The organism is Candidatus Annandia adelgestsuga (assembly GCF_003956045.1).
Taxonomy (GTDB): Bacteria; Pseudomonadota; Gammaproteobacteria; order Enterobacterales; family Enterobacteriaceae_A; genus Annandia; species Annandia adelgestsuga.
The window spans coordinates 93,907-106,820 of the sequence record NZ_CP026513.1 but is presented as its reverse complement, the minus strand read 5'-3'; the positions used below and the strand labels follow the sequence as shown (position 1 = coordinate 106,820).

Annotated in this window: 13 protein-coding genes; 4 read left to right on the top strand and 9 right to left on the bottom strand. The window is 16.8% G+C overall.

From position 1 onward, the window contains the following. Together C3B56_RS00635 and dnaN are read right to left on the bottom strand one after the other, a co-directional pair. On the bottom strand, window positions 1–2,418 hold the full coding sequence (locus C3B56_RS00635; protein WP_126071504.1) for a DNA gyrase subunit B: 2,418 nt from the start codon (window positions 2,416–2,418) through the stop codon (window positions 1–3). A 91-nt stretch (window positions 2,419–2,509) separates the two neighbouring features. Continuing rightward, a complete protein-coding gene (gene dnaN, locus C3B56_RS00630; RefSeq protein ID WP_126071503.1) occupies window positions 2,510–3,610 on the bottom strand; it encodes a DNA polymerase III subunit beta in 1,101 nt (366 codons plus the stop codon). Between the two features lie 142 nt (window positions 3,611–3,752). Between dnaN and rpmH the strand changes: the two genes are divergently transcribed. The 4 genes from rpmH (at window position 3,753) to mnmE (ending at window position 7,280) form a co-directional block, all read left to right on the top strand. Further along, window positions 3,753–3,896, top strand: coding sequence for a 50S ribosomal protein L34 (gene rpmH / locus C3B56_RS00625; RefSeq protein ID WP_126071502.1), 144 nt, complete (start codon window positions 3,753–3,755; stop codon window positions 3,894–3,896). 7 nt (window positions 3,897–3,903) lie between these two features. Further along, the gene (gene rnpA, locus C3B56_RS00620; protein ID WP_126071501.1) at window positions 3,904–4,242 is read left to right on the top strand and encodes a ribonuclease P protein component; all 339 of its coding nucleotides are present in this window, start codon (window positions 3,904–3,906) and stop codon (window positions 4,240–4,242) included. A 97-nt stretch (window positions 4,243–4,339) separates the two neighbouring features. Then, entirely contained in the window at window positions 4,340–5,851 is a 1,512-nt protein-coding gene (gene yidC / locus C3B56_RS00615; protein ID WP_126071500.1) for a membrane protein insertase YidC, read from the top strand. 49 nt (window positions 5,852–5,900) lie between these two features. Continuing rightward, window positions 5,901–7,280 carry a tRNA uridine-5-carboxymethylaminomethyl(34) synthesis GTPase MnmE gene (mnmE, locus tag C3B56_RS00610; protein WP_126071499.1) on the top strand — a complete coding sequence of 460 codons (1,380 nt, stop codon included), beginning with the start codon at window positions 5,901–5,903 and terminating at the stop codon, window positions 7,278–7,280. A 4-nt stretch (window positions 7,281–7,284) separates the two neighbouring features. On the opposite strand, the gene C3B56_RS00605 is transcribed toward mnmE, so the two are convergent. The 7 genes from C3B56_RS00605 to atpE form a co-directional block, all read right to left on the bottom strand. Next, entirely contained in the window at window positions 7,285–7,704 is a 420-nt protein-coding gene (locus tag C3B56_RS00605; RefSeq protein ID WP_126071498.1) for a F0F1 ATP synthase subunit epsilon, read from the bottom strand. A 38-nt stretch (window positions 7,705–7,742) separates the two neighbouring features. Continuing rightward, window positions 7,743–9,122, bottom strand: a complete 1,380-nt coding sequence (atpD, locus tag C3B56_RS00600) for a F0F1 ATP synthase subunit beta (RefSeq protein ID WP_126071497.1) — start codon at window positions 9,120–9,122, stop codon at window positions 7,743–7,745. Window positions 9,123–9,155: 33 nt separating this feature from the next. Continuing rightward, the gene (gene atpG / locus C3B56_RS00595; protein ID WP_126071496.1) at window positions 9,156–10,019 is read right to left on the bottom strand and encodes an ATP synthase F1 subunit gamma; all 864 of its coding nucleotides are present in this window, start codon (window positions 10,017–10,019) and stop codon (window positions 9,156–9,158) included. Further along, entirely contained in the window at window positions 10,020–11,552 is a 1,533-nt protein-coding gene (gene atpA, locus C3B56_RS00590) for a F0F1 ATP synthase subunit alpha (protein ID WP_126071495.1), read from the bottom strand. It abuts the gene before it with no gap. 10 nt (window positions 11,553–11,562) lie between these two features. Next, entirely contained in the window at window positions 11,563–12,102 is a 540-nt protein-coding gene (gene atpH, locus C3B56_RS00585) for an ATP synthase F1 subunit delta (protein WP_126071494.1), read from the bottom strand. Between the two features lie 14 nt (window positions 12,103–12,116). Further along, the gene (atpF, locus tag C3B56_RS00580) at window positions 12,117–12,587 is read right to left on the bottom strand and encodes a F0F1 ATP synthase subunit B (protein WP_126071493.1); all 471 of its coding nucleotides are present in this window, start codon (window positions 12,585–12,587) and stop codon (window positions 12,117–12,119) included. A gap of 62 nt (window positions 12,588–12,649) precedes the next feature. After that, a complete protein-coding gene (gene atpE, locus C3B56_RS00575) occupies window positions 12,650–12,886 on the bottom strand; it encodes a F0F1 ATP synthase subunit C (protein ID WP_126071492.1) in 237 nt (78 codons plus the stop codon). Between the last annotated feature and the right edge of the window lie 28 nt (window positions 12,887–12,914).

Genomic DNA, 12,914 nt, shown 5'->3' with positions numbered 1-12,914 from the left:
TTAAATATCAATATTAGATGCTAAAAAATAATTTTTTTTTATGAAATTTTTTCTTTTTTTTACTGAATCACCCATTAATTTTTTAAATAATTTATCAGCGGATATAGCATTTTTAATATTTATTTTTAACATTTTTCTTTTATTAGGATTCATAGTAGTATCCCATAATTGTTTAGGATTCATTTCTCCTAACCCTTTATATCTTTGTATAGAAATATTATTTAAAGATTTTTTTAAAATAAATTGTATAACATTTTTCATTTTATAAAATATTTTTTTTTGTTTTTTAATTTTAATAATAATTGCTACATTATTTTTAATTTTTTTTATTTTATTATTTAAAATACACATTTTTAAATAATTTTTACTTAATAAAAATTTATAATCAAATTTATAATATTTATTAAATTTATTATTTTTTATTATACATAATATTGGTTCAAATACATTTAAATGTATATTTTTTTTTATACTTAATTTAAATTTTTTTTTATTTTTAATATTTAAAAATTTTTTAAAATTTAAAACCCATTTTTTAACATCATCTAATTTTTTTAAATTACTTAAATTTGATTGTTGTATTAAATATATTAATATTTTTTTAGAAAATAAATGTTTTAAATTATCAATAATATAATATAATTTATTATAATTAACAATTAATTCTTTTAATTCATTGTTTTCTATATTATAAATACTACCATTTTTATTTATAATTTTAAGAGTTATATTATTTAATGAAATAGAAAATATATAATCATACATAGATTTATTGTTTTGAATATATTTTATTTTTTTTCCTTTTTTAATTTTATACAATGGTGGTTGTGCTATATATACATATCCTAATTTTATTATTTCTGGAATTTGACGATAAAAAAAAGTTAATAATAAAGTTCTTATATGTAATCCGTCTACATCGGCATCAGTCATAATTATAATACGATTATATCTTAACTTTTTTATATTATAATTATTTTTTCCAATACCACACCCTAATGAATTTATTATTGTTAATATTTCTTCTGAATTTAATATTTTTTCAAAATTAACTTTTTCTACATTTAAAATTTTTCCTTTTAACGGTAAAATTGCTTGATTTTGTCTATTTCTTCCTTGTTTTGCAGAACCACCAGCAGAATCACCTTCAACTAAATATATTTCTGATAAAGATGGATTTTTTTCTTGACAATCAGATAATTTTAAAGGTAACCCCATTATATTTAAATCATTTTTTTTTTTTGATAATTCTTTTATTTTTTTTGTTGTTTCTCTTATTTTTGCAGTTTCTATTATTTTATAAATAATATTTTTAGAATCATTAGGGTTTTCTAATAAATATTCCATAAAATATTCATTTATTTGTGATTCAATTACATGTCTTACTTCAGAAGATATCAATTTTTCTTTTGTTTGTGAGGAAAATTTTGGATTTGATAATTTTACTGAAATTATTGATACTAAACCTTCACGAATATCATCTCCTATTATATTTATTTTTTTTTTTTTATTTATTTTTTCTTTTTTAATATAAATATTTAAATTTCTTGTAATAGAAGATCTAAAACCTGATAAATGTGAACCACCATAAATTTGAAAAATATTATTAGTAAAACAATATATTTTTTCTTTAAAATTATCATTCCATTGCATAGCAATTTCTATTGAAATATCATTTTTTTTAGAACAAAAATAAAATATTTTTTTATTTATTATATTATTATTTTTATTTAAATATTTAATAAACCCTTCAATACCTTCATTATCATAATAAATTTTTTTTATTTTTTTTTTTTTATTATAAAATATTAATTTAATATTACTATTCAAAAAAGATAATTCTAATAAACGTTTTTTTATAATATTATTTTCAAATATAAAATTTTTATTAAATATTATTTTATTTGGCCAAAATCTTATATAAGTACCATTTTTTAAAGTTTTATTAATAAAAATTAATGATGTTTTAGGAATTCCATTATAATATATTTGTTTATACATTTTATTTTTATTATAAATAATTAATTCTAATTTTTCAGATAATGCATTTACTACAGAAATACCTACACCATGCAATCCTCCAGAAATTTTATAAGAATTATTATCAAACTTTGCTCCAGCATGTAAAATTGTCATAATAACTTCTACAGCTGAAATCCCTTCTTCTTTATGAATATCAACAGGAATACCACGACCATTATCATATATAGATATTGAATTATCTTTATAAATTGTTATTACAATTTTATTGCAATAACCAGCTAAGGATTCATCTATAGAATTATCTAATACTTCAAAAATCATATGATGTAAACCAGTACCATTATCAGTATCTCCTATATACATACCTGGTCTTTTTCTAACCGCATCTAAACCTTTCAATATTTTAATATTAGAAGAATCATATTTTTTATACAAAATTAAATACCTATAGTTTAAATTTATTAATATTAAAATTTAATTAATAAATATATATTTATTAAATTTAATTATTTATTAAAAAACATACTTATAATCTAATTGGCATAACAATATAAGAATTATATTTAATATTTTTACTTTTTATATTTATAATAGATATATTTTTATCTAATAAAAAAAATATATTATTACATTTTAAAAAATTTAATATATCTATTATATATTTTGAATTAAAGATAACTTTAAATTTTTTACCTAAATAATTTATTTTAATTTTTTCTTCTGCAATTTCTTGTATTTCATTTTTAGATTTAATTATTGCTTGTTTTTTTTTTATATACATATAAATAATATTTTTTTCATCAGAAATAATAGAAATTCTTTTAATAGCTTCTTTTAAAATATTTTTATCGAATTCAATATAATAATTGTATTTTTTATTAAATATTTCTTTATATGATGGAAAATTACCATTTATTAATTTTGTATTAAATAATAATTTTTGAAATTTAAATGATATACTATTATTATTAATTTTTATATTTATAATAAAATTTTTTTTTTTATTTAATAATTTCATTAATTCTAATATACTTTTTCTTGGAATAATAATTGAAAAATTTGATATTTTTTTTAAATATTTATAATAACATAAAGATAATCTATAACCATCTGTAGTAACTGTATATATGATATTATTTTTAGATTTTATTAACATACCATTAATATAATATCTTGCATCTTGAATTCCCATAGAAAATTGTGTAGATTCAATTAAATTAATTAAATTAAAATTTAATAAATTAAAATTAATTAAATTTTTACCATTAATAAAATTAGGAAATAAATTTGAAGGTAATACTGATAATTTAAATTTAATAAAATTGTTTTTTATTATTAATATATTATCTACTAATTTAATTTTTATAATTTTATTTAATGGAAAATTACGACAAATTTCTAAAAATTTTTTAGCAGGAATACTTATTTCACCTTCTTTAATTATTTTACAAGATTTAATTTTTGTTGAAATTTCAATTTCTAAATTATGAGAAATAATAAATAATATTCCATTTTTTAATTTTATTAAAATATTATTTAATATTGGTAAGATTGATTTATTAATACATATACTAGTAATTTTTTGTAAAGCTTCTAATAAATTTTCTCTCATTATAGTAAATTTCATATATTTCTAATTACTTTAATATATTTTAAAATATATTTTATAAATAGTATAAATTTTTAAAAATATATAAATATATTTTTAAAATTAAATAATTATTTAATTATTTAAATATAAATATATTATAATTTAGGTGAATTTAATTATGAAAAGAACTTTTCAACCATCATTAATAAAAAAAAAACGTTCACATGGTTTTCGTTATAGAATGTCAACTAAAAATGGTAGAAATATATTATCAAAACGTAGAAATAAAAAACGTTTATTTTTAACTATTTCTTCAAAATAAAATAATTATGTATAAATTTAAAAAAAAACAAAAAATAAAATTTTTTAAAAATTTTATAAAAAATTTCAAAAAAATTAATTTTTTTTATTCATCTTGTATAATGTTATATATAAAAAATAACAATTTTAACTATTCTAGATTAGGTATAATAATATCTAAAAAAAATATAAAATTTTCCCATGATAGAAATAAAATAAAAAGATATATAAGAGAAAGTTTTCGTTTAAATCAAAATTATTTTTTTAAAAAAGATTGTATTATTGTAGTAAAAAAATGTATAATTAAAATTAATAATAAAAATTTATTTAATAATTTAAATAAATTATGGAAAAAAATAAAAATATAAATTTTTTATTTTTTTTAAAACTAAAATATATAATATTTTATATTTAAAATTAAAAATTTAATTTTTAAATTTAAAATATTAATATATTTAAAATAAAATGATTAATAAAAGAAAAAATATTTTTTTTTTAATAATATTATTTTTTTTTTTATTTATATCAAATTTTTTTTATTATAATTACAATTTTAAAAATAATAATAAAAATTATAAAATAAAAAATAATGGTTATATATTTAAAAAAAATATAATAAAAATTAAAACAAATGTTATGTATATTTTAATAAACACTAAAACTGGTTTAATTGAAAATATAAAATTAAAAAATTATAATAATAAATCTTTTATATTATCAGATTCTTTAAAAAAAAAATTAAATTATATTTGTGAATTTAATGATGGGGTAATTAAAAACGATAAAATAATTAAAAATATAAATTATAATTATAAATATAATTTTCCAAAATTTATAAAATTTAAAAAAAAACAAAATAAAATTACAATAATGATTTATAATAATAAAAAAAATATAATTTATAATAAGTATTTTACATTTTATCCTAACAAATATTTTATTGATATAAAATATAATATTTATAATATTTCAAAAAAAAAAGTTAAAATATCAATATTTAATAATTTAAAGCAAAATTTAAAAATTATTAAAAATAATAATTATTATAAAAAAAATTTTGGAATTTCTTATTATACTATAAAAGAAAAATACAATAAATTTAATTTTAAAAATTTATTAAATAATATAAAAGAAGAAAAAAATACAAAAAATGGATGGATTGCTATAACACAAAAATATTTTTTAACATCAATAATACCTAATAATAAAATAGATAATATAATATATATAAATAATTTAAAAAATAAAAATATTAATTTAGGATATTTTACAAAATCTTATATATTATCTAATAATAAATACAAAAAATTTGAAACTATTATTTTTATTGGTCCTAAAATTAAAGATTATATGAATTTTAAATTTTATAATTTAAATTTAGTAATAGATTATGGTTTTTTATGGTTTATTTCAAAACCATTATTTGTTTTATTAAAATCAATTAATTTTATTTTTAAAAATTGGGGAATATCAATTATTATTATTACTTTATTATTACGTTTTATTATTTATCCTATTACAAAAATACAATATATTTATATGATAAAAATGAATATTTTAAAACCAAAAATTAATTCGATATATAAAAATTTTTATTATAATAAAAATTTATTAAAAGAAAAAATTTTTAATTTATATAAAAAAGAAAGAATAAATCCACTTAGTAGTTTTTTACCATTAATATTACAAACTCCTATATTTTTATCTTTATATTATATGATAATTAATTCTGCTGAATTAAATAATACTTCTTTTTTATGGATTAAAGATTTATCTTCAAAAGATGATTTTTATATATTACCATTAATAATGGGAATTACTATATTAATAATGCAAAAAATATCTTTATATTATATAAAAGATTATCAAAAAAAAAATATATTAAATATTATACCAATATTATTTATTTTATTTTTCTTATGGTTACCTTCAGGGTTAGTTTTATATTATATAATAAATAATATAATAACTATATAATACAACAATATTTATTATATAATTATTTAACAAAAAAAAAAAAAAAAATATGAAAAATATAAATTATAATAATTTAGATACTATTATTGCACAAGTTACACCTTATGGACGTGGTGGGGTAGGTATTATTAGAATATCTGGAAATAAAGTTAAATATATTTCAAATAAGATTTTAAATAAAATAATTGAACCTCGTATTGCTAATTATTTATTTTTTAAAGATGATAAAAATAATATTTTAGATAAAGGTATTGCAATTTTATTTAATAAACCCAATTCATTTACTGGTGAAGATATTTTAGAATTACATTGTCATGGAAATCAAATTTCATTAATTTTATTAATGAAATATATTAATAATAAATTTCATACACGTTTTGCTAAACCAGGAGAATTTTCATACAGAGCTTTTTTAAATAAAAAAATTAATTTAATACAAGCAGAATCTATAATGGAATTAATTAATTCTAATTCAGAATATGAAGTAAAATCTTCTATAAATTCATTAAATGGCAATTTATTTTTATATATTAAAAATATTTTTAAAAAAATAATTAATATAAGAACATATATAGAAACTAATATAGATTTTTCAGAAGATGAAATAGATCATATTTCCACTTCTGAAATTTCAAATAAATTAAAAAAAATAATTAGTATTATAAAAAATGTATGTTATGAATCTAATTTAGGAAAAATATCTCAATATGGAATTAAAATAGTAATTTTAGGAAAACCAAATTCAGGAAAATCAACTATATTTAATTTAATTACTAAAAAAAAATCATCAATTGTAACAAATATTCCAGGAACTACACGTGATATAATAAAAGAAAATATATATATAAATGGAATACCTATACAAATAATAGATACAGCAGGTTTAAGAAAATCATATAATATTATAGAAAAAATAGGAATAGAAAGAACTAAAAAAGAAATAAAAGAAGCTGATCATTTATTATTAATTATTGATAGTAATATTTCAAAAAAATATGATATAAAAAAAACATTTTTTAATATTTATAATAAAATAAATAAAAATAAAATTACTATAATAAAAAATAAAATAGATATTAAAAAAAAAAAACCAAAAATAAAAAAAGATAAAAAAGGTTATAATATTATAAAAATGTCTGCTTTAACAGGTAATGGTATAGATATATTATTTAAACATTTAGAAAAAATTTTATATTTTAATAAAGATTTATCTAAAATACTTATAAATAATAAAAGACATATTAAAATATTAAAAAAAACATTAAAATATTTAAAACAAAGTAAATTTTTATTAGATGCTGGGTTTTATATAGATATTGTTGCTGATAAATTAAATTTAGCTCAAAATGAAATAAATAAAATAAATGGCAACTTTACAACACAAGATCTTTTAAAAAATATATTTTCTAAATTTTGTATTGGTAAATAAAAATTTATAATTTATTTTTTTTTATTAATTTCAATATATCTAATTTAATCATTTCTTTAGATAATTTAATTATATTTTTAGTATAATTTATGTCTCCTATTGGAAAATTAATAATTTTTTCTTTAGCTTCTCTTTTAGCTTTAATAACTAATTTCTCATCTATATCTTTTCCCCTAATAGCGGTATCTGCAAGAACAGTAACAACTTTTGGTTGTATTTCTAAAATACCTCCAGATACATATATATATTCTTTTTTATTTTTTTTAAATATTAAAATTTTACCAGGTTTAATAGTAGTTAAAAGTGCTACATGTCCATGAAGTATTCCTAATTCTCCTTCACTACCGCTTATTGTCATTTTATTTATATAATCTTTAAAAATTTGTTTTTCAATACTAACTACATTTAATAAATATGATTTCATTCAAATATCCAATATTTAAAAATATAATAAATTAATATTTATATTTTTTTAAATTTATTAATAACATCTTTTATAGAACCTGCCATATAAAAAAATTCTTCTGGTATATAATCTAAATTTCCATTAATAATTTTTTTAAAACCATTAATTGTATCTTTTAAAGTTACATATTTTCCTTTAATACCACTGAATATTTCTGCTACAAAAAATGGTTGTGATAAAAATTTTTGTATTTTTCTTGCTCTAGAAACTAAAATTTTATCTTTTTCTGATAATTCATCCATACCAAGTATGGCAATAATATCTTTAAGTTCTTGATATTTTTGTAAAATAGATTTTACTTTACAAGAAATATTATAATGTTCTTTTCCAATTATCGTAGGATCTAATTGACAACTACTTGATTCTAATGGATCAACAGCTGGATATATACCTAAAGAAGCAATATTACGACTTAATGTTATAGTAGAATCTAAATGAGTAAAAGTAGTAGCTGGCGAAGGATCAGTAAGATCATCAGCTGGAACATAAACTGCTTGTATAGAAGTAATAGAACCTTTTGTTGTAGAAGTAATTCTTTCTTGTAAAATCCCCATCTCTTCAGCTAAAGTTGGTTGATATCCCACTGCAGAAGGTATTCTTCCTAATAAAGCTGAAACTTCAGTACCAGCTAAAGTATATCTATATATATTATCGATAAATAAAAGAACATTGTGACCATCATTACGAAATTTTTCTGCTATTGTTAAACCGGTTAATGCAACTCTTAATCTATTGCCTGGAGGTTCATTCATCTGTCCATAAACAAGAGAAACTTTATTTAATACTTTAGATTCTTTCATTTCATGATAAAAATCATTACCTTCTCTAGTTCTTTCTCCAACTCCTGTAAAAACAGAATAACCAGAATGTTCTATTGCAATATTACGAATTAACTCCATCATATTAACTGTTTTTCCAACTCCGGCTCCTCCAAATAAACCAACTTTACCACCTTTTGCAAATGGACACATTAAATCTATAACTTTAATTCCTGTTTCTAATATATCTTTATTTTGAGATTGTTCTTTAAAACTAGGTGCATCTCTATGTATAGACCATTTTTCTTTAGTTAATATTTTTCCTTTCATATCTATTGGTTTTCCTAAAACATTCATAATACGACCCAAAGTTTCTTTACCAACAGGTATTTTAATAGAGGTTTTTAAATCAATAATTTTCATACCTCTATATAATCCATCTGAAGATCCCATAACAATTGATCTTATTATTCCACCTCCCAATTGTTGTTGTACTTCTAATATTATTTCTTTATTATCTTTTACTTGAAGTGCATTATAAATATTAGGTATGTTCTTTATATTAAATTCTATATCTACTATAGCACCTATTATTCTTATAATTTTTCCAAATTTCATTAATGTTCCTTAAAAATAAATTTGAAAATAAAATTAAAAAATTAATGTACTAGAAATTATTTCATTTAACTCTTTTGTAATATTTGACTGTCTAATTTTATTATATAGTAATTTTAATTCTAAAATTATTTTATTACTATTTTCTGTAGCTGATTTCATAGCTATCATACGTGATGATTGTTCACTAGCAATATTTTCTAAAACACAATTATATATTTTTGATTCAATATATCTAACTAATAATGTATTTAATAAAAATTTAGAATCATTTTCATAAATATAATCCCATCTATTTTTATAAATTTTTTTGTTTTTAGAAAAACTTATTGGAAGTAATTTTGTAATTTTAGGAATTTGAATCATTGTATTATAATATTTATTATAAGATATATATAATTTTTCTATTTTATTATTATCATATAAATTTAATATAGATTTAATTAAACCAATTATATCTATTATTTTTGGTTTAATACTTAAATTATTATATTGTGATAAAATTTTATAATTAAGATATCTAAAAAAAGATGCCCCTTTAGAACCTATTATTGAAAAAACAACATTTATATTTTTTTTATTAAAATAAATTATTTTATTTAATATTTTTTTAAATAATAAATTATTTAAACTACCACATAAACCACGATCACTTGATACAATTATAAAACCAACTTTTTTTATTTTTTTTTTTTTAAAATAATGATGTTTATATTCAGGATTACCTGATAAAAGATTTTTTATTACTTTTTCAATTGATTTAATATATGGTTTACATCTTTCTATATTTTTTTTAGTTTTAAACATTTTATTTGTAGCAACCATTTCCATTACTTTAGTAATTTTTTTAGTATTATTAATACTATTAATTTTATCTTTAATAATTTTTATATTATTCATTTATTTACCATATTTGTTTTTTTTAAATTTTTTTATAATTTTGTTTAAATAAAATTTAAAATTATTAATATCATTTTGTAAATTAATTAAATTATTTTTATTAGATGATATATAATCTAATAAATCTAATGTAAATTTTTTAATTTTATTTAATTTTATTTTATCTATAAAATTATATTTAATAATAAATAATATAATTGATTGTTGTATAACAGACATAGGAGTATGAATATTTTGTTTTAACATTTCAGTTATTTTTTGCCCATTTTCTAATTTTTTACGAGTATTATAATCTAAATCTGATGTAAATTGAGAAAAAGAAGATAATTCGTTATACTGAGCTATAGAATTTTTTATACCACTAGATAATTTTTTAATTAAATTTGTTTGTGCTGAACTTCCTACACGAGATACTGATATTCCAGAATTAATAGCTGGACGAATTCCAGAATTAAATAAATTTGTTTCTAAAAATATTTGTCCATCTGTAATTGATATAACATTTGTAGGAACAAATGCAGAAACATCTCCAGATTGAGTTTCTATTATAGGTAAAGCTGTCAAAGAACCTGTTTTATTTTTTATTTTACCTTTTGTTTTTTTTTCTATATATTTAGAATTTACACAAGCAGATCTTTCTAATAAACGTGCATGTAAATAAAATATATCTCCTGGAAAAGCTTCTCTACCTGGTGGTCTTTTTAATAATAAAGATATTTGTCGATAAGCAATAGCTTGTTTAGATAAATCATCATATACAATTAAAGCATCTTCACCATTATCTCTAAAAAATTCTCCTATAGTACAACCAGAATAAGGAGCTAAATATTGCATAGATGCTGGTTCAGAAGCAGTAGCTACAACTATTACTGTATAAGATAAAGCATTATATTCTTTTAATTTAGATACCAAATTATATATGGTAGAAGCTTTTTGACCAATAGCAACATATATACATTTTACTTTTTTATTACGTTGATTTATTATTGTATCAATAGCTAAAGTAGTTTTTCCAGTATGTCGATCACCTATAATAAGTTCTCTTTGTCCTCTACCAATAGGAATCATAGAATCTATTATTGTATATCCTGTTTGTAAAGGTTTATTAATAGGTTCTCTATCAATTACCCCTGGTGCTATTTTCTCAATAGGAGAAAAATTTTTACTTTTTATATATCCTTTTCCATCTATTTCTTTTCCTAAAGTATTTATAACTCTTCCTAATAATTGATTTCCTACTGGTATTTCTAATATTTTACCAGTACATTTTACTATCATACCTTCTTTCAAATCAATATATTTTCCCATAACAATAGCACCAACAAAATCTTGTTCTAAATTTAATGCAATAGCATATAAATTATTAGGTAATTCTAACATTTCTCCTTGCATAACATTTAATATTCCATTAACCCAAATTATACCATCATTTATTGATATAATAACACCTTCATTTTTTTTTTCTTCTTTAATTTTTAAATCAGATATTTTTTTTTTAATTAATTCACTAATTTCATTAGCATTAAATTGCATTTTAATTTCCTTAAAATTTTAAACATTTTTCTATACAATTTATTTTATGTAAAATACTATAATCTACAATTTTTTTATTGTTATAAATAATAATTCCAGATATTATATTTTTTTTAAATTTGTTTTTGAATATAATTTTGTTAAAATATTTTTTTTTTATTTTTTTTTTAATAATATCAATTTTATCATTATATTTTTCATTTACAGTTACAAAATTTATTTTATTAATTTTATAGTATTTATATCTTAATTTTTTAAATTTCTTAAATATTTCAGGTAATAATTTTAATCTATTATTTTTTATTAAAATTGATATAAAATTAATATAATAATAATTTATTTTATTTTTAATAAAATAATTTTTTATTATTTTATGTAAATTATTTAAATTTATATAATTTAATAATTTTTTATTTGTATAAATGTTACATATAACTTTAGAAGTTATATGTAACATGTAATACCAGTAATTAATTTTTTTATTTTCAATAGAAAAATTAAATATAGAGTTTGCATATATTCTAATCAATTTTATAATTTTTATATTCATATTATTTATTAATCCTATATTTTTTTTATTATATCATTTAAAACATTTTCATGATTTTTTTTATAATAATATTCTTTTATAATTTTTCTTATTCCTATAATAACTAAATTAGAAAATTGTTTTTTTAATTTTTCTTTAGTAATTTTTGATTCTATTTTAATTTTAATTATAGAATTTTCAATTATTTTATTACTATTTTTTATAGCTATTTTTTCAGCTTTTTTTATTATTTGTTCACTTCTATAATTAGCTTCTTTTATTATTAAATCAGCATTTTTTTTAGTTTTTTTAATTTTTTTTAATATTAATTTTTCTATTATTATAAAATCTTTTTTACATAATTCTATATTTTTTAATTCACTTGAAATTTTATCTTGATGTTTTTTTATTTTTTTTATTATAGGCGGCCATATATACTTCATACAAAATAATACAAATATTATAAATGATATAGTTTGTCCTAAAATTGTTATATTAATATTCATTATATCTCCAATTATATATTTATATTTATTTTTTTAAAATAAATATTATTTTAATATAATATTTATTTGTTTATAGCAAACATTATATATAAAGATAAACCCACAGAAATCATTGGTATTGCATCTACTAAACCCATAATAATAAAAAATTGTGTTCTTAAAGCTGGTATAAGATCTGGTTGTCTAGTAGCTCCTTCTAAAAATTTACCACCTAAAATACTTATACCTATTGAAGCACCTACAGAAGACAATCCTAACATTATAGCAGAAGATAAATATAAAATATTTGTATTATCCATTTAATTTTCCTTATTTTTTTTATTAATT

Coding starts and splice junctions, on each gene's coding strand:
- dnaN (WP_126071503.1), bottom strand. CDS start 3,610: ATGAAATTTACTATAATGAGAGAAAATTTATTAGAAGCTTTACAAAAA.
- rpmH (WP_126071502.1), top strand. CDS start 3,753: ATGAAAAGAACTTTTCAACCATCATTAATAAAAAAAAAACGTTCACAT.
- rnpA (WP_126071501.1), top strand. CDS start 3,904: ATGTATAAATTTAAAAAAAAACAAAAAATAAAATTTTTTAAAAATTTT.
- yidC (WP_126071500.1), top strand. CDS start 4,340: ATGATTAATAAAAGAAAAAATATTTTTTTTTTAATAATATTATTTTTT.
- mnmE (WP_126071499.1), top strand. CDS start 5,901: ATGAAAAATATAAATTATAATAATTTAGATACTATTATTGCACAAGTT.
- C3B56_RS00605 (WP_126071498.1), bottom strand. CDS start 7,704: ATGAAATCATATTTATTAAATGTAGTTAGTATTGAAAAACAAATTTTT.
- atpD (WP_126071497.1), bottom strand. CDS start 9,122: ATGAAATTTGGAAAAATTATAAGAATAATAGGTGCTATAGTAGATATA.
- atpG (WP_126071496.1), bottom strand. CDS start 10,019: ATGAATAATATAAAAATTATTAAAGATAAAATTAATAGTATTAATAAT.
- atpA (WP_126071495.1), bottom strand. CDS start 11,552: ATGCAATTTAATGCTAATGAAATTAGTGAATTAATTAAAAAAAAAATA.
- atpH (WP_126071494.1), bottom strand. CDS start 12,102: ATGAATATAAAAATTATAAAATTGATTAGAATATATGCAAACTCTATA.
- atpF (WP_126071493.1), bottom strand. CDS start 12,587: ATGAATATTAATATAACAATTTTAGGACAAACTATATCATTTATAATA.
- atpE (WP_126071492.1), bottom strand. CDS start 12,886: ATGGATAATACAAATATTTTATATTTATCTTCTGCTATAATGTTAGGA.